This window comes from Allorhizobium pseudoryzae (assembly GCF_011046245.1).
In the GTDB taxonomy this organism is placed as follows: Bacteria; Pseudomonadota; Alphaproteobacteria; order Rhizobiales; family Rhizobiaceae; genus Neorhizobium; species Neorhizobium pseudoryzae.
In genome coordinates this window covers 2,701,522-2,726,686 of the sequence record NZ_CP049241.1, presented here as the reverse complement: position 1 = coordinate 2,726,686, position 25,165 = coordinate 2,701,522, and the positions used below count along the sequence as shown (strand labels likewise).

22 protein-coding genes are annotated in these 25,165 nt (G+C 61.8%); 8 read left to right on the top strand and 14 right to left on the bottom strand.

The window, feature by feature from the left end:
- Positions 1–6: 6 nt before the first annotated feature.
- Together G6N78_RS13170 and G6N78_RS13165 are read left to right on the top strand one after the other, a co-directional pair.
- On the top strand, positions 7–876 hold the full coding sequence (locus G6N78_RS13170) for an XdhC family protein (protein WP_165219092.1): 870 nt from the start codon (positions 7–9) through the stop codon (positions 874–876).
- A gap of 2 nt (positions 877–878) precedes the next feature.
- Positions 879–1,337 carry an SRPBCC family protein gene (locus G6N78_RS13165; RefSeq protein ID WP_370691424.1) on the top strand — a complete coding sequence of 153 codons (459 nt, stop codon included), beginning with the start codon at positions 879–881 and terminating at the stop codon, positions 1,335–1,337.
- 48 nt (positions 1,338–1,385) lie between these two features.
- Here G6N78_RS13165 and G6N78_RS13160 read toward each other — a convergent pair whose 3' ends face one another.
- The 9 genes from G6N78_RS13160 to G6N78_RS13120 all read right to left on the bottom strand — a co-directional run bounded on the left by G6N78_RS13160 (position 1,386) and on the right by G6N78_RS13120 (position 13,165).
- The gene (locus tag G6N78_RS13160; RefSeq protein WP_165219090.1) at positions 1,386–2,624 is read right to left on the bottom strand and encodes a M20 family metallo-hydrolase; all 1,239 of its coding nucleotides are present in this window, start codon (positions 2,622–2,624) and stop codon (positions 1,386–1,388) included.
- 44 nt (positions 2,625–2,668) lie between these two features.
- Positions 2,669–4,003, bottom strand: coding sequence for an aspartate aminotransferase family protein (locus G6N78_RS13155; RefSeq protein ID WP_234905796.1), 1,335 nt, complete (start codon positions 4,001–4,003; stop codon positions 2,669–2,671).
- A 20-nt stretch (positions 4,004–4,023) separates the two neighbouring features.
- On the bottom strand, positions 4,024–5,082 hold the full coding sequence (locus G6N78_RS13150; protein ID WP_165219088.1) for a phosphotransferase: 1,059 nt from the start codon (positions 5,080–5,082) through the stop codon (positions 4,024–4,026).
- 79 nt (positions 5,083–5,161) lie between these two features.
- Positions 5,162–6,589, bottom strand: coding sequence for an amidase (locus tag G6N78_RS13145; protein WP_165219086.1), 1,428 nt, complete (start codon positions 6,587–6,589; stop codon positions 5,162–5,164).
- 20 nt (positions 6,590–6,609) lie between these two features.
- Positions 6,610–7,962 (bottom strand): aspartate aminotransferase family protein, encoded by a 1,353-nt coding sequence (locus G6N78_RS13140; RefSeq protein WP_165219084.1) that lies wholly within the window; start codon positions 7,960–7,962, stop codon positions 6,610–6,612.
- Between the two features lie 66 nt (positions 7,963–8,028).
- Positions 8,029–9,735 (bottom strand): ABC transporter ATP-binding protein, encoded by a 1,707-nt coding sequence (locus G6N78_RS13135; protein ID WP_234905795.1) that lies wholly within the window; start codon positions 9,733–9,735, stop codon positions 8,029–8,031.
- Positions 9,736–9,737: 2 nt separating this feature from the next.
- Positions 9,738–10,577 carry an ABC transporter permease gene (locus tag G6N78_RS13130; protein ID WP_165219082.1) on the bottom strand — a complete coding sequence of 280 codons (840 nt, stop codon included), beginning with the start codon at positions 10,575–10,577 and terminating at the stop codon, positions 9,738–9,740.
- Positions 10,574–11,545 (bottom strand): ABC transporter permease, encoded by a 972-nt coding sequence (locus G6N78_RS13125; RefSeq protein WP_165219080.1) that lies wholly within the window; start codon positions 11,543–11,545, stop codon positions 10,574–10,576. The genes G6N78_RS13130 and G6N78_RS13125 overlap by 4 nt, the downstream gene beginning before the upstream one ends.
- A gap of 72 nt (positions 11,546–11,617) precedes the next feature.
- Positions 11,618–13,165, bottom strand: coding sequence for an ABC transporter substrate-binding protein (locus G6N78_RS13120; RefSeq protein ID WP_165219078.1), 1,548 nt, complete (start codon positions 13,163–13,165; stop codon positions 11,618–11,620).
- A 243-nt stretch (positions 13,166–13,408) separates the two neighbouring features.
- On the opposite strand from G6N78_RS13120, the gene G6N78_RS13115 reads away from it, so the two are divergent.
- Positions 13,409–14,365 (top strand): 2-hydroxyacid dehydrogenase, encoded by a 957-nt coding sequence (locus tag G6N78_RS13115; protein ID WP_165219076.1) that lies wholly within the window; start codon positions 13,409–13,411, stop codon positions 14,363–14,365.
- Here G6N78_RS13115 and G6N78_RS13110 read toward each other — a convergent pair.
- Positions 14,359–15,129, bottom strand: coding sequence for a GntR family transcriptional regulator (locus tag G6N78_RS13110; RefSeq protein ID WP_165219074.1), 771 nt, complete (start codon positions 15,127–15,129; stop codon positions 14,359–14,361). The two genes, G6N78_RS13115 and G6N78_RS13110, sit on opposite strands and share 7 nt — an antisense overlap.
- Positions 15,130–15,410: 281 nt before the next feature.
- Positions 15,411–16,925, bottom strand: a complete 1,515-nt coding sequence (locus G6N78_RS13105) for a carboxypeptidase M32 (RefSeq protein ID WP_165219072.1) — start codon at positions 16,923–16,925, stop codon at positions 15,411–15,413.
- Between the two features lie 237 nt (positions 16,926–17,162).
- On the opposite strand from G6N78_RS13105, the gene G6N78_RS13100 reads away from it, so the two are divergent.
- Genes G6N78_RS13100 through G6N78_RS13090 form a run of 3 tightly spaced genes read left to right on the top strand, consistent with a single transcriptional unit; the run spans position 17,163 to position 19,986 of the window.
- Positions 17,163–18,227 (top strand): GntR family transcriptional regulator, encoded by a 1,065-nt coding sequence (locus G6N78_RS13100; protein WP_165219070.1) that lies wholly within the window; start codon positions 17,163–17,165, stop codon positions 18,225–18,227.
- Positions 18,224–19,243, top strand: coding sequence for a ketopantoate reductase family protein (locus tag G6N78_RS13095; protein ID WP_165219068.1), 1,020 nt, complete (start codon positions 18,224–18,226; stop codon positions 19,241–19,243). Before G6N78_RS13100 ends, G6N78_RS13095 begins: the two co-directional genes overlap by 4 nt.
- On the top strand, positions 19,240–19,986 hold the full coding sequence (locus G6N78_RS13090) for an SDR family NAD(P)-dependent oxidoreductase (protein WP_165219066.1): 747 nt from the start codon (positions 19,240–19,242) through the stop codon (positions 19,984–19,986). The genes G6N78_RS13095 and G6N78_RS13090 overlap by 4 nt, the downstream gene beginning before the upstream one ends.
- Before the next feature lie 52 nt (positions 19,987–20,038).
- On the opposite strand, the gene G6N78_RS13085 is transcribed toward G6N78_RS13090, so the two are convergent.
- The 3 genes from G6N78_RS13085 to G6N78_RS13075 all read right to left on the bottom strand — a co-directional run bounded on the left by G6N78_RS13085 (position 20,039) and on the right by G6N78_RS13075 (position 23,298).
- Positions 20,039–20,992, bottom strand: a complete 954-nt coding sequence (locus G6N78_RS13085; RefSeq protein ID WP_165219064.1) for an isoaspartyl peptidase/L-asparaginase family protein — start codon at positions 20,990–20,992, stop codon at positions 20,039–20,041.
- An 84-nt stretch (positions 20,993–21,076) separates the two neighbouring features.
- On the bottom strand, positions 21,077–22,669 hold the full coding sequence (locus G6N78_RS13080) for an ABC transporter substrate-binding protein (RefSeq protein WP_165219062.1): 1,593 nt from the start codon (positions 22,667–22,669) through the stop codon (positions 21,077–21,079).
- A complete protein-coding gene (locus G6N78_RS13075) occupies positions 22,666–23,298 on the bottom strand; it encodes a MarR family winged helix-turn-helix transcriptional regulator (protein WP_234905794.1) in 633 nt (210 codons plus the stop codon). The genes G6N78_RS13080 and G6N78_RS13075 overlap by 4 nt, the downstream gene beginning before the upstream one ends.
- Before the next feature lie 122 nt (positions 23,299–23,420).
- Between G6N78_RS13075 and G6N78_RS13070 the strand changes: the two genes are divergently transcribed.
- Both G6N78_RS13070 and G6N78_RS13065 read left to right on the top strand, forming a co-directional pair.
- Positions 23,421–24,122 (top strand): creatininase family protein, encoded by a 702-nt coding sequence (locus G6N78_RS13070; RefSeq protein WP_165219060.1) that lies wholly within the window; start codon positions 23,421–23,423, stop codon positions 24,120–24,122.
- Positions 24,123–24,247: 125 nt separating this feature from the next.
- Entirely contained in the window at positions 24,248–25,165 is a 918-nt protein-coding gene (locus G6N78_RS13065; RefSeq protein WP_370691522.1) for an ABC transporter permease, read from the top strand.

Genomic DNA, 25,165 nt, shown 5'->3' with positions numbered 1-25,165 from the left:
AAAACAATGACCGTACACGTCGATGTCTTGGATATCATGTCGAAATTGAGGGCCGCCGAGGAGAGTTTCGCGGTCGCGACCGTGGTGCGCACCGTTTCCGTCACCGCGGCCAAGGCGGGTGCCAAGGGGGTGATCCGCCCGGACGGGACCATCGTCGCCGGCTGGATCGGCGGCGGCTGCGCCCGCGCCGCGGTGCTGAGAGCGGCGCGACAGGCGCTGGCCGATGGCCAGCCGCGCCTCGTGTCCATCCAGCCCGAGGATCTGCTCACGCATCAGGGCCTGAAGGGCGGTGAGGAGCGCGACGGCGCAACCTTTTTCGTCAATGGCTGCCCCAGCCAGGGCACGATGGACATCTTCATCGAGCCGGTGCTGCCGAAGCCGGCTCTGGTCATCCTCGGCGCAAGCCCTGTGGCACTGGCGCTCGCAGCCCTTGGTCGCCAGTTCGGCTATCACGTCGATCTGGCGGTGCCGCGCGCCGACCTGACGTCCGTTCCGGACGCCGACCGCGTGACCGACGGCTTTTCGCTGCCCGGGCTTGAGCAGGGCAAACGCTATATCGTGGTGTCAACGCAAGGCCGGGGAGACCGTGCGGCGCTGGAAACGGCGCTCGGATGCGAGGCGGAATATTGCGGCTTCGTCGGCAGCCGCCGGAAATTTGCAACCCTGACAGAGGCGATCCGTCAGGCGGAACCTGCGATCAGCGACGAAGAAGCCCGGCGGCTCAGCAAGATCAAGGCGCCCGCCGGGCTCGACATCGGCGCCATCGCCCCGGACGAGATTGCGCTCTCCATTCTCGCTGAAATCGTCGCGGTCAGGCGCGCGCGCCAGCGGGCGGAACTCGACAGTCACACACAGAACGCTAAACGGAAGGAATAGACATGGATATGAACGGCAGCGAAATCATCGCAGCACCCGTCGATACGGTCTGGCAAGGGCTGAACGATCCAGACATCCTGCGGGCGTGCATTCCGGGCTGCGAGGCGCTGGAGAAGAGCTCCGACACAGAGATGACCGCAACGGTCGTATTGAAGATCGGTCCGGTGAAAGCGCGCTTCGAAGGCGCGGTGCAGCTTTCCAATCTCAATCCGCCCACGTCCTACACGATCTCGGGCGAAGGCAAGGGCGGCATGGTTGGCTTCGCCAAAGGCGGCGCCGACGTGACGCTGACCGCGCAAGCCGACGGAACCACCCTGTTGACCTACACGGTCAAAGCCGACGTCGGCGGCAAGATCGCCCAACTCGGCGCCCGCCTCATCGACTCCACCGCCAAGAAACTGGCGGCACAGTTCTTCACCAGTTTCGGCGAGAAAGTGTCGGGTGCAGCGCAGGCGGCGTGAGGAGACGGTCTTGGTCGGCCAGTGCCAGAGCCGAGTTGTATGGTGCCATCAGCTGTCATTGGCGATCATCACGGCCATATCGAGAAGAACCCTTGCACCCGCCGTCACCTGTTCCGGGTCGCACCATTCCTTTTCGCTATGGGAAATGCCGTCCCGGCAGGGCACGAAGATGATTGCCGTCTGGCAAAGGTGGTGCATCGACAAGGCATCATGCGAGGTCAGTGTCGGCAGGAGCATAGACGCGTAACCGAGCTGACTGGCAACCTGCATCACCTGGCCCGACAGTTCCGGAGAAAGATCGACGCGCTGGCGATAGTGGGAGGTCGTCGCATCAATGGTGAGCCCGGTCTCCTCGGCAATCCGCTGGCTTGCAGCTTCGATGCGCTCGATGATCCTCGCACGACCCTCTTCCGTCGTATGGACAGCCACATAAGAGAGCTTGCTGAGATGCGGAATGTTGACGCGGTTGTTCGGCCAGTTGCGGATCACCGTCGCGCTGACCATCCCCTCCGGTTCGTTATCCGCACCAATCGCCTCGATTTCAAGGATGAGCCTGGCGGCGGCCACGAGTGAATTTCTGCGCTTTGACATGGCTGCCGTCTGCGAGTGACCGTTCTCGCCATGGATATCGATGAAGCCGCTGCATCCCCAGGAACTGTTGGAGACAGCAGCAATCATTGCGCCCGCCTTCTCCAGTTCCGGTCCCTGCTCGATATGCAGTTCGAGATAGGTGTGCACAGGGCGACCGCCGACCGGCAACGACCCCGCATAACCGATGCGCGCCAGTTCATCGCCCAGCACCGTTCCGGCATCGTCCCGGCACTTCAAGGCCTGGTCGAGAGGCAGAAGCCCGGCGAACACACCCGAGCCCATGACGCCTGGCTGGAAACGTGCGCCCTCCTCATTGGTGAAGTTCGCGATCTCGATTGCCCGCTTCGTCGTGACGTTGGCTTCGTTCAAGGCGCGAACCGTGGCGATCCCGGCGAGCACGCCCAGGACACCGTCGAACTTGCCGCCCGGCATCTGCGTGTCGAGATGGCTGCCGATCATCAGCGGCGGCAAAGATGGGTCGCTCCCTTCCCGCCGTGCGAACATGTTGCCGATCGCATCGACGGTGACGGTCAGCCCCGCCTCGTGTGCCCAATGGCGAAACAGGTTCCGTGCCTCGCGATCCGCATCGGACAGCGCCGGACGAAAGCTGCCGCCGCCCGGCGTTTCGCCGATCGCGCCCATGGTCATGATATCGACCCACAGGCGGTTAGCGTCAATCTTGGGCAAAGCAGTCATGCGTCTTGTCCTTTGGCGATACGGATAGGCGGTGGCGGGTGAGATCAGGTCGCCTCGTGCAGCACCTCTTCGAGTGTCTCCAGGAAGATGTCGGCATGCTGTTTGCCGAACGGCAGCGGCGGGCGGATCTTCAACGTGTTGCCGTGAATGCCGGCGGCGCTGATCAGCACGCGTCGCTCGCGCATGCGGTTGACGACGGCAAGCGACAGCGCTCCGTCGGGCGCGCGGCTTTCACGGTCCTTGACGAATTCGAGGCCGAGGAAGAGGCCTGCACCGCGCACGTTACCGATCGCGTCGAATGACTGCTGCAGCTTGTGCATACCCTCCAGCATATAAGCACCGGTCAATGCCGCATTGCGCATCAGGTCCTCGTCGCGGATGACGTCGAGCACGGCACTGGCGGCGGCAATCGACACGTGGTTCGCGCCGAAGGTGTTGAAATAGCGGATATCTCGACCGAAACGGTCCTGCACCTCGTCCTTCATCACCGCAGCGGCAATCGGCAGGCCATTGCCCATCGGCTTGCCCATCACGGCAATATCCGGAACGATGCCGTGGCGCATGAAGCCCCACATATGCGATCCCGTGCGGCCGAAACCCGGCTGCACTTCGTCGGCGATATAGAGCGCACCGGCCTGATGCACGACTTCCAGGGTCTGCTTCAAAAAGCCGGCCGGCTCGGAGAAAATGCCATCGGTCGAAAAAATGCTATCGGCAATGAAGGCGGCGGGTTTGATGCCACGACGCACCATGAAGGCGATCGCCTTGGACACCTCCTCGGCGAAGGCCTCAGCGACGTCTCTGCCCTCGGCACGATAGGCATCCGGTGCCGGCACGGTGATGACGTGCATACCGAGCGGCATGTTCGGCCCGAGCGACGGCGAGAGCGACGCGGTGACGCTTGTGGTACCGTGATAGGCGTTCTCGGTGATGATGATGCCGGTTCCGCCCGTATAATAGCAGGCGAGCCGGATTGCGAGATCCACCGCCTCGCTGCCGGTGCAGCAATACATCACCCGGTTCAATTGATCTGGAAAGGTTGCCAGCAGCTTTTCGGAATAATCGAGGATCTTTTCATCGAGATAGCGTGTGTGGGTGTTCAGCACTGCCGCCTGCTCCGCCATCGCCGCCACGACACGCGGATGGCAATGGCCGACCGAGGGCACGTTGTTATAGGCATCGAGATAAGCATTGCCGTCCGGATCGTAGAGCCAGACGCCTTCGCCTCGCACCAGATGCAGCGGGTTCTCGTAAAATAGACGGTAGGAGGGTCCAAGCATCGCCTGGCGCCGCTCGATCATCGAACGCTCTCGCTCTGGTAGGCTGCCGAGACGCGCGGCGTCGAAGCCGTTGATCATCGTGGTGGCTGGCTTGTTCATGGTCGTTTCCTGATCGAATGTTATCTGCGGCAAGCAGCCGCCAGGCGCGCCATTGCCTCATCTCTCGATATGGCATCGAGTCGGGCGAACTGCGCCCAGACCGTCGGGCTGTTGCGGGTGTAGAGTGCCCGGTGATCCGGAAATAGCGTGCTGCGCCATTCTGGTATCGCAAGCCGCATCAGCATGCGCGTGACGATTGCCGGATAAAGAAGCGAGATCTCTTCGTCGGACAGCGTCTTTTCCGTGCGGTAACCGCGCAGAAAATCGCACATCGCCTCGACCGGATGCTCCGCGTCCCCCATCTGGTAGGCAGCCGCCACGGCAACGTCGAACAGAAGCGGAGCATGAACCATGTCGCCGAAATCGATGATGCCACTGATCGTGTCCGGATCCTCCGCGCTGACGAGGATGTTTTCCATATTGAAATCATTGTGAATGACCTGCGCCGGCAGGTCCGCCATGCGCGGCAAGATCAGACGCTCGAAATCGTCCATGCCGCGTTCGAGCCGCGCACGCTGGGCCGCATCGCCAAAAGCTCCGAAGAGGTCGCGGATGCCTGCAGCATGTTTCATGTCCCAGGTGATGCGATGACTGGCCGCCTCGTGAGAAAATCCTTCCAGTGCCTTCTGCAGACGTCCCAACAGCACCCCGACGCGACGGCGCTGGAGCGCCGACTGCGGCTGCGATTTCTGCGCCACACCGGGAACAAAGGTGACCATGCGCACACCGCGCGTCCCGCCGTTGTCGTCGGTCATGCGGAAGTCCGCCTCGCCATCCAATGTGCGGATGATCCTCTGGACCGGAATGCCGGGATCTGCGGCCTCCACATGCAGAAGCGCCTTGCTGTGCATGCTTGTCATCGCCGGCGGCTCCGCCGGGTTGAGTACCTTGAAGAGATACTGCGTGCCGTCGTCGAGCGTCAGCCGGTAATTGCTGTCCTTCTCTCCCCACAGCCATTCTGCCTTGCCGATGAGACCGTACTTTTCCCGTGCGATCCGCTCGGCCTGGTCAGGCGGCACGGCCGTCACACCTGTCTTTAGCTCTGCGCCAAGCCCGTTAGCCACCGCTTGGCTTGCCATTACGGCCATATCTTCCATCCCGATACTGCTTTTGATGATGGGGATGCGAAAGCGACAAGCCTCCGCATCCAGTCTCAGTTCAGACGATCCGCGGCGCGCCGAGAACCTCTTCCGGGTAGGCGGCCTGATAGGCGGCTGCCAGTTTGAGCACGATATCGTCACGATAACGCGGCCCGACGAATTGCAGACCGATCGGCAGGCCGCCGGCATCGAAGCCGCAGGGAACGGATACCGCCGGCTGCCCCGTCATGTTGAACGGATAGGTGAAGGGCGACCAGTCGGACCAGTCCTTGCCCTCGATGCCGCCCGGAAAATCGACGCCCGCCTCGATCGCCGTCACCGGCATGGTCGGCAGCATCAGGGCATCATATTTTTCGTGGAACAGCGCCATCGTCACCTTGAGATCGGCGCGCACCTGTTCGGCCAAGACATAATCGATCGCCGAATAGGTCTTGCCCTTCTCGTAGATGCGGATCAGGCCGGGATCCATCAGCCTCTTCTGCTCGTCCGTCGGATTGACCATCTCGACCGTACGAGCCTCCGCCGCGTACCAGAGGGCGAGCAAGGCATCCTGCGGATTGGAAAAGCCCGGATCGACCTCTTCGATGATCGCCCCCATTTCGGCAAGCCGTGCAGCGGCGCGCTCGACAGCGGCGGCAACATCCGGCTGAACCTTGGCATAACCGAGATTGCGGCTATAGCCGATCTTCAGGCCCTCGACGCTCAGACCGCCGATCGCCTTGTGCCAATCCGGCACCGGTGTCGGGCAATAGCCGTACATCGCCTTCGGCGTCGGCCCGGTCGTAGCGTTCATGAACAGGGTGGCGTCCTCGACGGTGCGGGTGAGCGGACCGCGATGGGCCAGTTCGAAGAGCGCCGTCGGCGTGTCGGACGGTATCCAGCCATAGGTGGGCTTGATCCCGAACGTGCCGGAGAAGGACGCCGGAATCCGGATCGAGCCTGCGCCGTCGGAACCCTCGTGCAGCACGCCCATGTTGAGGGCTGCCGCAACAGCCGCCCCGCCGGACGAGCCGCCGGATGCCCGGTCGGTGCGCCACGGGTTCAGCGTATTGCCAAAGGCCGGACCATGCGTGACACCCTTCCAGCCGAACTCGGGCGATGTCGTGGTACCGAGAATGGTGAGGCCCGCCGCCCGCAGGCGTTCCATGATCAGGAACTCCTTGTCCGACGGGGTGGTGGCACCCAGCGCCGAACCGCGTCGCCACGGGATGCCCTTAACCGGCGTCAGTTCCTTGATCGTCGTCGGTGCACCGTCGATGGGCGACAGCGGTTCGCCCTTCTTCCAGCGCGCCTCGGAGGCCTCTGCCTCGGCGAGCGCCAGTTCCGGCACCACATAGGCAAAGGCGTTGACGCTGGGATTGAACTCCTCGATCCGCGCAAGCGACGCCTTGGCCGCTTCGACCGGCGACGCCTTGCCCGAGGCAAACAGCGCGGAGAGTTCCGCTGCGGTCATCTCGCCGAGGTCCGTCTTTTCCATCATGCTCATCTCGTCATTCCCCGAAATTGTTAGGCGCGCGCAGCCTGGACCTTGTCGAGCGCGCGGCGGACAGCGCCAAACATGTCGTCGATCTGCTCGGCCGTGATGATCATCGGCGGGCAGAAGCAGATGGCCTCGGCGATGTTGCGCACGATCAGGCCTTCCTCCTCGCAGGCGGCGGACACGGCGGCTGCCGCATCACCAGCCTTGCCATCGGCGAAGGGCTTGATCTCGAGCGCGCCGAGCAGACCGATGCCGCGCGAGGAATGCGACAGCGGATGCTTCGCCAGTTCCTCCAGACCGGCGAGGAACTGTGCTTCCAGCCTCGCGACATTGCCGACGAGATCACGCTCCTCAATGATCTTCAGGTTCTCCAGCCCGACCGCAGTGGCGACGGGATGGCCGGAGGCCGTGTAACCATGGCCGAACACGCCGATCCGGTCCGACTCATCGGCTATCGGCTGGTAGAATCGGTCGTTCATCAGGATCGCGGACAGCGGCATGTAGGACGACGAGATCTGCTTCGACACGACGAGCACATCCGGCGCAATGCCAAGCGTCTCACAGGCGAACATCTTGCCGGTGCGACCGAAGCCGCAGATGACCTCGTCGGCCACCAGCAGGATGTCGTATTTCTTCAGGATCTCCTGAACGCCTGCCCAATAGCCGTCCGGGGGCACGAGAACACCACCCGCACCAATGACGGGCTCCCCCCAGAACGCAGCGATCGTGTCCGGACCTTCCTTGAGGATCAGATCCTCGAGGTCCTGAAGGATGCGCTTGGTGAAGTCCGCTTCGTTTTCGCCCTCAAGACCGAAATGGACGTAGGACGGGCAGGATGTATGCAGCATCCGGTCGAGCGGCAGGTCGAAGCTTTCGTGGTTGCGCGGCAGGCCGGTCAGCGATCCGGATGCGATGGTCACGCCATGATAGCCCTTGATGCGGCTGATGATCTTCTTCTTGTCCTTCTTGCCCAGCGCATTGGAGCGGTACCAGACCATCTTGACGGCAAGATCGTTGGCCTCCGAACCGGAGGAGGTGAAGTGCACCTTCGACATCGGCACCGGCGCGATTTTGATCAGCATCTCGGCCAGATCGATCGAGGGGCCATGGGTCTTGTAGGAGAAGGTGTGATAGTAAGGCAGCTTCTCCATCTGCGCCTTGGCAACCTCCGCCAGCCGCTTTTCGCCGAAGCCGAGCGCCACCGACCACAGGCCGGCCATACCCTCGATATAGCGCTTGCCGTGACTGTCAAACACGTAGATTCCGTCACCGCTCTCGATCACCAGACCGCCCGACTTCTCGTATTTGCGTAGGTTCACGTTCGGGTGCATCTGATAGGCCATGTCGCGGCCTTCCATCGAATTCGGCATGATCGTCATCGGGTTTTCTCCATTGAGCGGTTCGGGCGTGTCACGGCCCCTAATGATGGGTGACTTCGGACGGCCTCAGGCCGTCATCAGCGCTTCCTTTGCCCGACCGGGAATGGCCTCGATCAGGCTCTGCGTATAAGGGTGCCGGGGGGTCTCGAAGATCTCGCTCCCCGTCCCGAGTTCGACGACCTCGCCCTTCTGCATCACCATCACCCGGTCGCAGATCTTGGCGGCGACGCGAAGATCGTGCGTGATGAAGACGAGGGAAAGGTTGAGATCCTTTTTCAGCTGCCCCAGGAGTTCGAGAACCTGGGCCTGGATCGATACATCGAGCGCGGAGACTGCCTCGTCGGCAATGATGATCTCCGGTTCAAGCGCCAAGGCCCGGGCGATCCCGATGCGCTGCCGCTGACCGCCGGAAAACTCATGCGGGAAGCGGTCGGTCGCGCGTGGATCGAGCCCCACCATGTCCATCAGCTCGGCGGCGCGTACGAGCGCCTTTTTCGTGTCCTCCCCATACGCGATCGGGCCAGAGGCAATGATGCGCCCCACTTTCTCACGCGGATTAAGTGACGAATAGGGGTCCTGGAAGATCATCTGCATGCGCCGGCGCATGGCCCGAAGCGCCGCCCCCTTCAGATGCGCCATGTCCTGACCGCCCAGCAGCACACGACCGCTGGTGGGATCCTGCAGCCGCACGAGGCAGCGCCCGACCGAGGACTTGCCCGAACCACTTTCACCGACGATGCCGAGCGTCTCGCCACGCCCCAAAGTGAAGGAAACATCCTTCACGGCGTGGACATCTCGCGCCTTAGAGAAAAGCCCGCCGCCCATGTGATAGGTTTTGCAAAGCTTCTCCACCGCAAGCAGGGGCGCACGTGTCTCAACCTTTGCCGCCCTGTCGCCAGGGCGCGGGATCGCAGCAATCAACTTCTTCGTGTAGGGATGCTGCGGCGAGAACAATACCTCCTCTGCGGTTCCCTGCTCCACGATCCGGCCGAACTGCATCACCGTCACGTAATCGGCAATCTCGGCCACGACCCCGAAATCATGGGTAATGAACATCACCGCCATGTTGCGCTGCTTCTGCAGGTTTGCGATGAGTTGGAGGATCTGTGCCTGCGTCGTCACGTCGAGCGCGGTCGTCGGTTCGTCGGCGACCAGCACTTCCGGCTCGAGTGCCAGCGCCATGGCAATCATCACGCGCTGGCGCTGACCACCGGAGAGCTGGAACGGATAGCTTTCAGCCGCCCGCGCCGGATCCGGCAGGCCGACTTCGGTGAGGAGAGAAAGGGCCTTTTGCCTGCGCTCGCGTGGGGTCAGAAGGCCATGCGCTTCGAACACTTCCTCGATCTGTGCCTGCACCTTCATCAGCGGGTTGAGCGCCGACATCGGCTCCTGGAAAACCATCGCCACACGGCGCCCCCGAATGGCGTAAAGTGCTTCCGGCGGCATCGTCACAAGGTCATCGCCATGCAGCAGGATACGGCCTTGCGCTATCCGCACTGTATCGGGCAAAAGCCCCATCAGCGCATTGGCTGACATCGACTTGCCCGAGCCGCTTTCCCCGACCACACACAGCATTTCACCGGGAAAGAGCTTGAAGCTCACACGATCCACGGCGAAGGCCCGGTCGGCACCGTCGGGCAGCGCGATGCTGAGCTTGTCGATGAAGACGACCGGCTTTCCGCGCCCCTCCTCTTTCAACGCGCCCGGATGGATGACGGCGGGAGCGACGCTTTCGTCTGGCATGGCGAGATGTGTTGCGAGCGTGTCTGCCATGATTACCGTCCCTTGCGCGCAAGGCGCGGGTTGAGGGCATCGTTCAGCCCTTCTCCGACGAGATTGAGCGCCAGCACGGTCAACAGGATCGCAAGGCCGGGGAAGAAGCTGACCCACCAGGCCTGGCGAATGACGGTGCGGCCCGCGCCGATGATGTAACCCCAGGACATGATGTTGCGGTCGCCGAGACCAAGGAAGGACAGCGAGCTTTCGATCAGGATCGCCGCCGCCACCATCATCGACGCCAGAACGATGATCGGTGATAGCGTGTTGGGCAGGATCTGCCGCCAAATGATCGTCGCATGCGTCTGGCCCGAGAGGACGGCGGCCTCGACGAATTCCCGCGAGCGAAGCGACATCACCTCGCCGCGCAGCAGGCGCGCGACGGGCGGCCAGGAGACCACAGCGATCGATAGGATGATGGAGTAGATACTGGGTTGGAAGATTGCCACCAGAACCACCGCCAGCGCGAAACTTGGTACGCTTTGGAAGAATTCGGTGAAGCGCATCAGCACATCGTCCACCCAGCCGCCGAAATAGCCGGCAATCGCACCAATCGGGATGCCGATGAGAAGCGACACTACCGTCGAGACCAGGCCGACCAACAGAGACACCCGTGCGCCATGGGCAAGGCCCGCTGCAAGGTCACGGCCCATCGGATCGGTGCCGAGCACGAAGGCATCCATGGTGAAGGGTGGAATGAACGGCCGCTGCACCATGGCCCAGGGCGACTTGGTGAACACGAAGGGTGCAATGACGGACAGAACGACCACGAGCAGCAGGATGACGAGCCCGATCACCGCGCCGCGGTTCCGCGAAAAGCGTTTCCAGAAATCCTTCATGACGCCACCCTGATGCGCGGATCGACGAGGCGGTAGAGCACGTCGGTAATGAGGTTGAAGAACAGGACCATGGCGGCCGAGACGACGAAGACGCCGAGCAGCAGATTGTAGTCACGCTGCGACAGGGCATCGAACATCAATCGGCCGATGCCCGGCCAGGCAAAGACGGTCTCGATCAGCACAGCACCGCCGACGAGTTGCCCCGCCTGCAGACCGGCCAGTGTTACGACCGGCAGCAACGCATTGCGCAGCACATGGCGGCGCTGGATCAGACCGGAGCGCAAGCCCTTGGCCTTGGCCGTCTTGACGAAATCAAGCTTGCCGACTTCCAGCATGGCAGCGCGGGTCATGCGGGCATAGACCGCCATGAAGAACAAACCGAGCGTCATGGCCGGCAAGATGAGATGCAGGAGGATATCGAGGGAGCGGCCGAGGCCGGTATAGTTGGCCCCGACCGTTTCGTAACCGAAGCCCGGCAGCCAGCCGAGTTGCACGGAAAACAAAAGCACGCCCATCAACGCCAACCAGAACAATGGCGTTGCGTAGAAGATCAGCGCAACCAGGGAGATGATGGTGTCTGCCCATTTTCCCTGCCGGGCTGAGGCAAGTGCACCCGCCGTCACGCCAAGACCCAGCGAGATGACAAAGGCCGAGAGCGACAGCAACAGTGTCGCTGGCAGGCGTTCCCCGATCAGTTGCAGCACCGGCAACTGCTGGCGATAGGAATAGCCGAGATCGAGCTGGACGACAGAGGAAACGTAGATCCACAACTGGACATAGAGGGGCTGGTCGAGGCCGAAGCGTTCTCTCAGCTGTTGCAGAAAGGCAGGGTCTGCATCGCCGGCCTCCCCTGCCATCACGGCGGCCGGATCGCCCGGCGCCGCATGGATCAGGAAAAAATTGAGCACGGTGATGCAGATCAGGATGACGACTGCTTTCAGCAGCCGCCCCGAGATGAATCTCAGCATGGCAGGACTCCAACCCGATGTCTCAGATCTCAAAACAAGGCAGGCGGGGACGGATCCCCGCCTGGAAACAGCTTATTTCTTGATCCAGGCGTCACGCATGGATTCCGGCAGGCCGGAGGCGGTCGTCACGATGTCCTGAACCTTGCAGTTGTAGACCGTCGGGAAGCCGAGTTCGAGCAGCCAGGCAACCGGAACGTCTTGCTGCAGCGTCTTCTGTGCCTTGTCATAAAGTTCCTGGCGTTTCGTCGCCGGATAGGCGACAGCAGCCTCGTCGAACAGCTTGTCGAGTTCAGGGTTGGAATAGCCCTCGACATTGTTGAACGGATTGCCCTTGGCAATCTGCGACGTCTTGTAGTTGCGATCGACGCCGATGGCCGGGTCGCCATTCTGGTAGAGATAGGTGAAGGCGATGTCATAGTCCCAGTTGGACGTGCGCTGGTTCCAGCCGGCAACATCGGCCGATTCGATCTCGATCGGGATGCCGACCTCTTCGAGATTCTGCTTAACGGCTTCCGCCCAGCGCTGCCAGGTTTCACCATAAGGCAGCGGCAGGAGCTTCAACGCCTTGCCGTCATAGCCCATTTCTTTCAGAAGCGCCTTGGCCTTGGCGGGATCATGGGGATAATGCGGATCGACATCCTTGTAGAAGGGAAGCTTTGACGACAGGGCGCCGGTTGCCACCTTGCCATAGCCGTTCCACAAGACGTCCTTGGCGAATTCGCGATCCAGTGCATACATCACCGCCTGGCGGAACTTCACATTGTCCATTGGCGCCTTGCGATTGTTGAGCCACAGCCAGGAGAGCGGTGCGAAATATTCCCAGCCCTTTTCCGTCGTGCAGGTATTGGGCAGATCCTTCAGCCGCGGAATGTCGAAGTTTTCCACCGAACCGCCCGGAAGAATATCGACCTTGCCGGTCTCGAATGCGACGGAGCGCGAGGCGCCGTCCGGGATGACCTGGTAATAGAGTTCATCCAGATAGGGCTTGCCATTCACATAGTAGTCCGGGTTCTTGACGAGATGGATGTAGCTGCCGCGCTTCCATTCGTCGAACTTGAACGGACCGGTTCCGATCGGCTTGTCATTGGCCGGATTGGTGGCGTAGTCGGTGCCTTCGTAGATGTGTTTCGGGATGATCGGCATGGTGTAGAACGACAACCCGCGCATGAAGGCTTCGAAGGGTTCCTTCAGCTTGAACACCACCGTCTTGTCGTCCGGCGCGGTGACGCTTTCGACGTGGCTCATCAGGTTGCGATGACGCGGCTGCATCTTCAAGAGGTAGTCATTGGCGGAAAACAGCACGTCCGCCGAGGTCATCGGCTTGCCGTCATGCCATTTCACGCCTTCCTGCAACTGAAAAGTGTAGATCAGGCCATCGTCAGAAACCGTCCACGACTTGGCGAGCGACGGCATCGGCTTCAGGGTCTCGTCGTAGCGCAGCAACCCCTCATAGATATTGCCGCCGACGAGCAGCGCCGGGCCGTTCGTGGTGGTGCCGATCATGATACTCGGAGGCTCCGGCTGAACGATCAGGTTCAGCTTGCCGCCGGGAACGGCCTCAGCAAAGGCGGCTGTCGTTGTCGAAAGCAAGGCTAGGGATGCAGTAAGCAGTCGTCGCATGATGTTCCCCTTATGGATTTTCGTGTGCGTGCAGACTTCTCTTTGCGATGACACCGGCACAAACAATATACCGATATATCGATACATCATCTTGACTCTTGCCACACGCGGCTGTCAAGCAAGGCCCATGATTTTTTGCATAAAGCTTGGACTGGGTGAGCGGCCGCACAAAAAAACGTCACGCGGCTTCATCAGGAACCGCCGCCACGGAAAAGCAGCCAATCAGGAAAGGCCCTGCCAAGAATGACATTGACGACTGTTTTGGAGGCCAAGCCCCCTCACATCGCGCTGGTCAGCAGCACGCTTGATCTCAACTTCTTGAAGAACGCGTTCGAGACGAGCGGTCTGAATGTCCATCTCAGCCTTTATCCGGAAGACGGTTTCGATGCCGCCGATGTGGCCGTGGCCTGGAACCCTCCGCACGGCCTGCTGGCGACCATGCCGAACCTGAAGCTCATCCACAGCATTGCCGCCGGCCTGGACAACATCTTTGCCGATCCGCATCTGCCCCGCGTTCCGGTATGCCGTGTTGTCGACAGTCAACATGCGCTCGGCATGGCGGAATATGCGATATGGTCCGTCCTACTGTTTCACCGGATGATGGATCTGCATCTGCAAAATGCAGCCCTCAGGCTGTGGGAACGCCCCGAACAGATCGCCGCAAGGGACTACACAGTCGGCATTTTGGGCTTTGGTGCGATCGGACGCACGGTGGGACGTCGCCTGCATGCTCTCGATTACAATGTACGCGCCTGGGCACGCTCACCCAAGCAGGAAGCCGGCATTGCCAGTTTTCACGGCGACGATCAACTGCCTGACTTCCTGTCCGGCTGCGACGCGCTGATCTGCCTTCTTCCTCTGACGGATGCGACGCGCGGCATCCTGAATGCGGACCTCTTCGCCTCCCTGCCGCGGGGTGCCGCCGTCATCAACATGGGCCGCGGCGAGCATTTGATGGAAGCCGACCTACTGGCTGCGATCGAGAGCGGACATTTGCGCGGTGCGGTGCTGGACGTTTTCCTGCAGGAACCGCTTCCACAAGACAGTCCGTTATGGAGCCATCCGAAGATCTTCAAAACGCCGCATATCGCCTCCATGCCCAGCGTGCACGAAGTGGTGGTACAGATCTTCGAGAATGCCACGCGGGTTCTGACCGGCAGGGATCCGTTGAATACCGGTAGCCGAGACAGTGGTTACTGAGACGCGGGCGCCAGCATCAGATCCAGCTTAGACAGGTCGAAGCCCGGTTCCTGCACGATCAGGCCCGGCTGGTCGGCAATGACATATTCCACGACGGCCGCGATATCATCGAGATGCTGGCGCAGGAGATCGTGAGCATGGTTCGCATCTCCCACTCTGATCGCCTCATAGATAGCGCGATGCTCCTGCTCGACCTCATCAAAATAACCCGACCGCGGAATGGCGGTGCGCCTCACTCTGTCGAGCTGGCCCGTCGCGTTATGAATGGTCTGCCAGATGTCCGGAAATCCCCCCATGCGGCAGATGAGACGGTGAAAATCATTGTCGACAGCGAGAAAATGATCGTAGTCCTGCCGCTTGGCCGCATCGGCCTGCAGGTACATCAGAAGATCGAAATCACGATCGTGGACCGGATCGTAGGCGCGCGCAGCAAGCCGCACCATCCGCAACTCCAGGCTGGAGCGAATGAGGTGTCCCTCGATCACGCCGCGCAGGGAAATACTGTTGACGAAGGTGCCGCCGCTCGGCACCACCGTGACCAAGCCTTCCTGCGCCAGCCGCAGCACGGCCTCGCGCATCGGCGTGCGCGACACACCGAGTTGTGCACAGGTTTCCTTCTCGCTGATTGCGGCACCCGGCGACATGCGCATGGTGATGATGGCGTGACGGATGAAATTATAGGCGGCGAGAGCCTTGGGCTGGCCGGCGCCATTCGGGTTACCCTTATCCGGCAAAAAGTCAGACCATCGTACACTGTTGTTCATCTTCGTACCGCCTCCCTGCCGTTCAGCCACTGATCAGTTATACCGATATATCGCGGCACTCCCTAGCTGCTTCGGTACAGTTTGCAAGAAAATTTCAAATTTAAGATACAAATATATGCCTGCCAGAAAATGCGTGTCGCACGGCATGATGCAGGTCGGCGATCATAACACTTGGGCCGCAGCCTCTCCACATGGCACGATCATAGGCATTGGCCATTCCCGCGCACCCAAAGCGCTGCGTCCAGGGAGCGCATTTTTGCCGTTTGGTCGATCGTATTGATTTACGCCACCAGATCATCCACCTTGCGCGAAAGGTCGCTGACATAGGGATCGATGGAGAGATCCGAGCCGGTCGCATCGACCAGCAACTGGGTGGCGGATTTCGACCGTCCGAAGCGATGGACATTGTCGGTCAGCCAGGTTTTCAGCGGCAGGTAGTCGCCGGTCTCCAGTCCCTTTGTCACACCAGGCTCCCGGCATGCGGCCGCATAGAACTGCGAGGACATGATGTTGCCGAGCGTGTAGGTCGGGAAGGATCCGATCATGCCGGATGACCAGTGAACGTCCTGCAGAACACCCAGTCGGTCGCTCGGCACGTCGAGGCCAAGGGACGCCTTCATGTGATCACGCCAGATCGCCGGCAGGTCCGCGACGCGGATCGCGCCCGCGACCATGTCCGCCTCGATCTGTGAGCGCAGCATGATGTGCAGGTCATAGGTCAGTTCGTCCGCCTCGACGCGGATCAGGCCCGGCTGCGCCGCATTGACCGCACGCCAGAACGCGTCCGTCGTCACGTCGGACAACTGCTCGGGAAACTCTGCCTGCAGCGCCGAAAAATGCAGATCCCAGAACTGCCGCGAGCGTCCGACGCGGTTTTCCCACAGCCGCGACTGAGATTCGTGGACCCCAAAGCTCGCGCCGCCCACGGCATAAAGGTTGATGAAGTCGGTGGTGAAGGTGGAGCGTGAGAGGGACGGCGACACGCCCTGCTCGTACATGCCATGGCCGGCCTCATGCCAGACCGCGAACAAGCCGCCCGGCAGCCATGTCTCGCGGAACCGGCCGGTGATGCGCACGTCGGAACTCGTGAAGGAAATCTCGAAGGGGTGCACGGCATCATCAAGCCGACCACGGTCGAAGTCATAACCGAAGCGCGAGGCAATCCGGCTTGAAAACGCCCGCTGTCGCTCAACCGGAAAGGCGCGCTGAAGAATATCCTGGCGGACATCCGCCTGTCTCGCGCGTTCCAAAAGCGGGATGAGCGCGGTTTTCAGATCGCCATAAAGGGTGCGCAGCCGTGCCCAGGTCATCCCCGGCTCGTAGGTGCCGATCAGCGCATCATACGGATGATCGGCGTAACCGATGGCCGCAGCGATCTCACGCTGCATCTCGAGTGTCCGCTCCAGATAGGGCGCGAAGGCGGCAAAATCATCGGCCGCCCGCGCCGCGGTCCAGGCGCCCTGCGCCACCGTTTTCAGCTCCGCCGACGCGCGGACAAGCGAAGCAGGTATCCGTGCCAGAACGGCCGTCGCCGCGGCGGCCTGCTCCACGCTTGCAAGACGCCGATCGCCAGGACCGGCCCCGGCCAGTTCGGCTCTCGCATCCTCGATCGAACGCTGCAAGGCATCACCCGTCGCCATGTCGCGTGCAATTCCAACCAGCGTGGCGATCTGCTTGCTGCGCGCCTCCAACCCGCCCGGAGGCATCATGGTCCGGCTGTCCCAGGTCAGGAGGTTTACGGCACACAGGACATCATTGAGCCTTGCGACCTGCTCTTCGAATGCGTGGAAACCCATGATCGACCTATCCTGTTGACCGTGCCCGGCACGGTGCCCGGTATCGTGACCGCCTCGACAATTTCCTGTCCGTCAGATCACTGGCTTCTCCTGAAGGCAGGCACACTGTCCTATTCACATATTACGTTTCCACGCCCGCTGATCGATGTCAATTAATTCGCCACTGCCCAAATTGACGAAACTGCAGCGTAATGGAATAAGTGTATTACTCGGATAGAACACCCGCACGCGAACGCTATGAAACTCGTCCTCGACCGAACATTGCCGGTGTCCCTGCGCAGCCAGCTTCACGGCCTGATCGAATACGGCATCAGCTGCGGCGACCTCGCACCCGGCGAGACACTGCCCTCGGTGCGCGACCTGGCAGACCGGCTGGGCGTCGCGCCGATGACGGTGGCTCAGGTCTATAACGCACTGAAGGCCGCCGGCCTCGTCGAGACGCGGCCTGGTGCCGGCACCTTCGTGAGCAACCGACAGCCGACCCCGACTCAGCCTACGGGCGACATGTCCGAGCTTTACCGGCAGATCGACGCCCTCCTCGATCAGAGCCGAAAGATTGGCATGCGCAAGGCCGACCTGATGGCGCTGGTGAGTGCGCGCAGTTCCCGCAGTCCCGAGCCGACCAGCCGGCAGCAGCACATCCTGATGATCGGCCTGTTTGCGGAAGCGACGGGGAGCTACGCCGGCTTCATCGCCGACCGGTTGGGGCCGGGGGTGACCGTTGAACCGCTGACGATTGCCACCCTGGAGAACGACGCGGCCCTGAGGGCGCGGGCGGCCACTGCGGATCTCGCCGTGACGATCATGAGCCGACAGCAACAGGTCGAAGCGCTCCTGCCGCAGACCCGCGTGGTCTCGATCCGGTTTACCCCGTCGCAGGAGACACGCCAGGCCCTCGCCGCGCTGGATTCGCTGGCCCGCATTGCAGCCGTGTCGCGCTTTCCCGAATTCCTGCCAATCCTGAAAAGCGGCGTCATGCGTTTTGCACCGCACGTCGCCGAGGTCTTTGCGGAAACAATCGACAATCCGAGCCTGATGACCACGGTCTCCCAGGCAACGGTACTGGTGTTTGCGACAGGCGCCGAGAGCATTCTGGCTGAGGTTGCACCGGACATGCCGAGGATCGAATACCGCCACGCGCCGGATATTGCGGACATCGAACGGATCATCGCACCCGCGCTCGCCTCCCCCAACGATGCGCCAACGAGACCGGCAAACGAGATCGATGACGCCGCCGGGTTTTCGCCCCACCAATCCCATCCGACACAGACCAATCTCTCACTGAAGGAAAACATGCGATGAGCCAGCCGATCGTCATCTGGGGAGCCGGCGCCATCGGCGGCACACTGGGGGCATCCTTCCTGCAGTCCGGTGAGGATGTCCTGTTCGTCGATACCGCAAAGGATCACGTGGATGCCATCAACGCCGAGGGCCTGCGCATTGCCGGGCCTATTTTCGAGGGCACATTCCAGGCGAAAGCCTGCCTGCCGAGCGAACTGGAAGGGCAATACGAGCGGATCTACCTCTGCGTGAAGGCGCATCACACCGAAGCGGCAACGCAGGCGCTCGTCGTGCATCTCGCATCGGATGGTTACGTCGTCTCGGCCCAGAACGGGCTGAACGAGCAGGTCATCGCGCGCATCGTCGGCGAACAGCGTACGATCGGCTGCTTCGTCAATTTCGGCGCCGATTATCTGGAGCCGGGCCTCGTCCACTATAGCGGCCACGGAGCGGTCGTCATCGGCGAACTGGACGGGCGCTTCAGCGACCGCGCCGAGGAGATCTACGCGCTCCTCAAGCAGTTCGAGCCGAAGGCGTTGATCACCAACAACATCTGGGGCTTCCTCTGGGGCAAGATGATCTATGGCGCGCTGCTGTTCGGCACGGCACTCACCAATGACAGCATTGCCGACGTACTCGACAATCCGACCGCGCGTCCGATCCTGCGAAAGCTTGCCCTGGAAGTCGCAACCGTCGCGGCCATCAACAACATCAAGACGGAAGCCTTTGACGGCTTTGATCCGTCCGCCTTCGGCCCGCTTGCGCAGCAACAGCAGACCGATCGTTCCTTTGACGACATGGTCGCGCATAACCGTCGCTCGCTGAAATCCCATTCCGGCATCTGGCGAGATCTGGCGGTGCGCAAGCGCAAGACGGAAGTGGATGCCCAAGTGCTGCCCGTTGTGTCGATCGGTCAGGATTCCAGGGTTCCGACCCCTATGGTGGCAAGGCTGGTCGAGATGATCCACGAGATCGAAGAGGGGCGGCGTCCGCTCGATCTGGCAAACCTGGAAGAGCTCGGAAAGGCCGGCGCATGAACATTTCGTTCGAGGAAAAGATCGTCGTGGTGACCGGGGCGGCACACGGCTTCGGGCGGGCGATCGCCCACGGATTTGCAAGCCGGGGCGCCCGCGTCCACGCATGCGACGTGAACGAAGCCGGGCTCGAAGCGACGATTGCGCTCTGCGGCGCGCATGCCAGCGCCCATTATCTCGATGTCGGCAATCGTGCCGAGGTCCAGGCCCTGGTCCCCTCCTTCGGCGCCGTCGATATTCTCGTCAACAATGCCGGTGGCGTGCGCGGCCAGATCGGACGCCCGATCGAGGAGATCAGCGAGAGTGACTGGCAGGCCATTCTCGACGTCAACCTGTCAGGGGCTTTCTTCATGGCGCAGGCCGTTGCGCCTGCCATGAAGACGAAACGGTCCGGCCGCATCATCAACATCTCCAGCGGCGCAGGGCTTGGCATCTCGCTCACCGGCATCCAGTCCTATGCCAGCGCCAAGGCGGGCCAGATCGGCCTCACCCGCCAGCTCGCCCATGAACTCGGGCCCTGGAACATCACCGTCAACAACGTGGCTCCGGGCTTCGTGCGATCCAACCCCGCGACGGAACGGCAGTGGGAGGCGATGGGCGAAGACGGACAACAGCGGCTGTTGAACAACATTGCGCTGAAGCGCCTCGGCAGCGCCGAGGACATCGCCGCCATGGTGATGTTCTTCGCGAGCGAACACGCAAGCTGGATCTCCGGCCAGATCATCAGCGTCGATGGCGGCAAATGAAACCACCGAGGCCGCCCGAACCCGGTGACCTCGGTGTAGATATCCGAAGCCGTCAGTCGGGCTGGATCCGGAAGACCTCCGAATGGGTGCCGACATAGAACTCGCCCTCGGGCGTCACCCAGCCACGGAACATGCCGTCGGTATTGTAGGGTGCGGTGATCGATCCGTCGGCTCCGACGGCGACGAGGCCTGCGCCGATCGCGTGTTGCTTCAGGTCCTGCTGGACCACCTTGGCGGCCGCAACCTCCAGGCTTTCGCCGAGATAAGCGACGCGGCTGGCGATCTCGTGACCGACGGCATAGCGCATGAAATATTCGCCCTTGCCCGTTCCCGAGACGGCGCAGGCGCCATCCCGCGCATAGGTGCCCGCGCCGATGATCGGCGTATCGCCGATGCGGCCATCCGGCTTGTTGTTGTAGCCACCGGTGGAGGTGGCGGCCGCAAGGTGCCCCTGCCCGTCGAGCGCCACCGCCCCCACGGTGCCGTGCTTTTCCGCTTCGCTTGCCTTTGCGGCGGTGCCCGCCGCCGCATGCGCCTTCATCGCGGCCAGCGCCTTTGTCCGCCGTTCGGTGGTAAAGTAGTCAGGCTCGACCATGGCGAGCCCGGCCTGTGCGGCAAAGGCATCCGCTGCGGGCCCGCCGAGGAGAACCGCGTCGCCATGCTCCATGACCTTGCGCGCGGCCTTCACCGGGTTGCGGATACGCTGCACGAGGGTCACAGCACCAGCCTCCAGCGTCCTGCCATCCATGATCGACGCATCAAGCTCGTGCCGCCCTTCCGTGTTGAGCGCAGCGCCGTAGCCGGCGTTGAAGTGCGGGCTGTCCTCCATGACGACCACCGCCGCTTCGACCGCGTCGAGCGCTGAACCGCCCGCGGTCAGCACATGCCAGCCGGCCTTCAGCGCACGTCCCAGATCGACCCGCGCAGCCGCCCACTCCTCCTCGCTGAGGTCGAGCTTTGCCATCACGCCGCAGCCGCCATGAATGGCCAGAGCAAGAGTTCCCATCCGTATCTCCCGATTGAATTTCGTCAGTAAAAGCAGAAAAGGCCGGGCAAGGCGCCCGGCCAGTCGTTTCATTGAAGGCTATGCCTATTTCGCCGGGCGGATGTTCATCGCCAGCGTGTCCTCGTCCGAGCGCGGAACGATGGTGATGTTCTTCTTCATGCCCCAGGCGGTAATGGTGGAGGCAATCGCCAGATAGGGGCGATCGGTCGAAACGAGAGCATTGGCATCCATCAGGAGCTTTTCGCGCTTTGCCGTGTCCATCTCGACGGCAGCGTCCTCGATCAGCTTGTCCATCGTCGGGTTCACATAGCCACGCAGGTTGAAGGCCCCGAGCTTCTTCGCCGGATCGTTCGAATGCGTCAGCGATGACAGCGTGTAGTTCGCCTCGCCCGTCAGCGTGCCCCAGCCGGACATGGTCATGGAATAGTCGCCACGCGTGTTGGCCGGGAAGAAGACGGCGCCCGGCTGGGCGTTCGCTTCCACCTGGATGCCGATTGCCGTCAGCATCTGTGCGATCGTCGTGCCGACATCCTTGTCGCCCGGCAGGCGATCATTGGTGAATGAGAAGGTCACCTTGAAGCCGTTCGGATAGCCGGCCTCGGCCAGCAATGCCTTGGCCTTGGCAGGATCGGCCTTCGTCGGCTTCACGGCCGGGTTCCAGCCGAAGATGTTCGGCGTGACAAGCTGCGACTGGACGGCGCCCATGCCTTCCATGGCAATCTCGGTCAGGGCTTCCCGATCGATCGCGAGATCGAAGGCTTCGCGGACCTTGGCGTCCTGGAAGGGGTTCTTGGGCAGCGGCGAGCCATCCTTGGCACTCACCTGCGGGGGCTTGTCGCGGAAATCAAACGCGATGTTGAAGAGGTAGACGCTCTCCTGGCGAACGATGGAAAGCTTGCTGTCCTGTTCGAGCGTCGGCACGTCCGACGACGGAATACGGGCGATCAGATCGACCTGCCCGGCCTTCAGCTGGGCGACGCGGGCTGCATCATTGGGGATTTCCTTGCGGATCACCTTGTCCCAGGGCTCCTTCTCGCCCCAGTAGCCGTCGAACTTCTCGACGACCAGCTGCTCCTTCGGCGTCCAGGACACGAACTTGTACGGACCGGTACCGATCGCAGCCTTGCCCGAGTTGAAGCCTTCCGCAGCCTTGTCGGCGCTGGCGGAAAAGTCCTTGGCGGCAGTGTGCGACACCACGAACAGGCGAATGAAGTCGTTGGGCAGGGTCGGTGCGGGACCGTCTGTCTTGATGCGGATCGTGTAGGGATCGACGATCTCGATGCCACGCACGCGACGGACATAGATCGTCGTCGGGTTGGGGCCCGTCACGGCCGGAATCCGTTCGATGGAGAACTTCACGTCTTCCGCGGTGAAATCCGAACCGTCATGGAACTTGACGCCCTGGCGCAGCTTGAATTCCCAGGTCGTCGCATCGATGGCCGTCCAGCTGGTCGCAAGCCCCGGCTCCAGCTCGAGATTGTTGCCGGATTTCACGAGCGAATCGTAGATATGCTTCATGGCTTCGGCATGGGTGCCGGCGGCCGTGAAGTGCGGATCGACCGACAGCGGACCGGCTCTCACTCCGACAGTCAGGTCCGCGGCAAGCGCCGCCGACGATACACCGCCCAGCAAGACAGAAGCCAATGCTACGGTGCGCAACACCTTGTGAATGCTCATTCTTCGTTCTCCTCTATGTTTATCATTGGTGGCGAGACAGGTGAATTCACGACGACTTTTGCCAGAAGCTCGGAGAGCATCAGCATTTCCGCCGGCGTCAGGGCGGAGAGCATGGTTCTTTCGCGCTCGACCATCGGCTGCATGGCGGCATCAACGATGCGACGGCCCTCGTCCGTGATATAGAGGACGAAGCTGCGCAGATCCGCCGGATCGACTTCGCGGCGAATGATGTCCTTGTCGATCAGCTTCTGGATGGCCCGGCTGATGGTGTTCTTGGGAAAGCCCGAGGACATGCAGATCGCACTGGCCGTCAGCCCGTCGGCCAGCCCGAGCGAGTAGAGCACGACGAACTCCGGTCGCGGCAGACCGAACTCCTTTTCCGTCCAGCGATAGATCGGCACGTTGAACTGCAGGGCGAGGAAGTTGATGCGAAACGACAGCCAGCATGGGTTTTCCCACAGCTTCACGCCGACCAGCGCATCGACCGGCTCTCCCGTTGACAAGGTTTTTCCACCCTGACGAAGAAGCGTTTCGAGCGACGCCTGTTCCAGCTGCACCGTCATGTCTTCGCCTGCCTCGTCTCTTTTTTGTACCGTATGGAACTTGACCGTCAGATAATTGCCTGTCAATCTCTTTTTTTAGTTCCGTATGGGACTGCATCACTGACCGGTGCAGAGCCGTTCAGGGCCTAATTTTTGTGCGCTTGCGAAGAAAATGATGGACGCTGCGCGAATGAGGACAGGAGTTGCGCATGAAGATTGCCGAGATGAACTGGATGCAGGTTGAAGAGCGCGCCGCGAAGGACGACCGCTGCATTCTTCCGATCGGCAGCGTCGAGCAGCACGCCTATCTCAGCCTCGCGACCGACATGATCCTCGCCGAAAAGGTGTCCGTGGATGCCGCCGAACCGCTCGGCATTCCGGTGTTTCCGGTCCTGCCCTATGGACTGGCATCCTCCTTTGCGACCTTCCCGGGCACGCTGACGCTGTCGCTCGCGAGCTATATCGGCATCATTCGCGACCTGATGGACAGCATCCACCGATCGGGCTTTCGCCGGATCCTGATCGTCAACGGTCACGGCGGGAACACGCCGGCAACGGCGGTGATTTCCGAATGGCTGAACGCCCATCCGGACAGTTCGGTGAAATTCCATGACTGGTGGCGGGCGCCGCGGACACTGGCAAAGGTTCAGGCCATCGATCCGGCGGCCTCGCACGCCTCATGGATGGAAAACTTCCCCTGGACGCGCACGAATGACCCACGTCAGCCGTCCGGCGCGAGGCCGCAGGTGGACTATGCCCGCCTTGCACGCATCGATGCGGCACGCAAACGCGAGATGCTGGGGGATGGCAACTACCACGGCCTCTACCAGCGTCCCGACGAAGACATGCTGGCGCTCTGGGAGGTCGCGGTCGCAGAGACCCGGGATCTTCTGAAAGGCGACTGGCACTAGCTTCATCCAGACACATCCAATGCCAAACCAAGCCCGCGCAAGACGGGACGAGTCATGAGGACGGGGATCCATTGTTCGGTTTTATCTTGCAGCGCCTGTGGCAGGCCGCCATCGTTGTCTTTGCCATGTCGGCGCTGGTCTTCACAGGCGTCTATGCGGTGGGAAATCCCATCGACGTGCTGATTTCGCCTGACGCGACCCAGGACATCCGGGCGGCCGTCATCGCCCAGTATGGCCTCGATCAGCCTTTATGGCGGCAGTATTTTTCGTTTGTCGGACGTGTCTTCGAAGGCGATTTCGGTCGATCGCTCGTCTACAACATGCCGGTCAGCGAACTGATCCTGTCCCGGCTGCCCGCCACGCTCGAACTGACGCTGGCAGCGGTCATCTTTGCAAGTCTGGTCGGCATTCCGATCGGCATGTATGCCGGCTACAAGCCGTACAACCCGGTCTCGCGCGCCATCATGGCGATCTCCATCCTCGGCTTCTCGGTGCCCACCTTCTGGTTCGGCCTGATGCTGATCATGGTCTTTGCCGTGCAGTTCGGCATCATGCCGGCCGGCGGGCGGGGTGAAACGGTCAGCCTGTTCGGCGTCGAGTTCTCCTTCCTGACCGGCGATGGCTTGAGGCATCTCGTCCTGCCGGCTCTCAACCTCGCTCTGTTCAAGTTCTCGCTGATGATCCGGCTCGCCCGGGCCGGTACCCGCGAACTGATGCTGAGCGACACGGTAAAATTCGCCCGCGCCGCCGGTCTGTCCGAGTTCACGGTTCTCAGCCGCCATGTGCTTCGCCTGATCTCGATCCCGCTTGTCACCGTCTTCGGGCTGGAACTGGGCTCGACGCTCGCCTTTGCCGTCGTCACCGAGACGATCTTTTCCTGGCCGGGGCTCGGCAAGCTGATCATCGACAGCATCACCTCGCTCGATCGACCGGTCATGGTGGCCTACCTGATGCTTGTCGCCCTGCTGTTCATCGTCATCAACCTCGTGGTCGATCTCACCTATGCGCTGCTCGATCCGCGCCTCAGAAAGGGACGTGCCTGA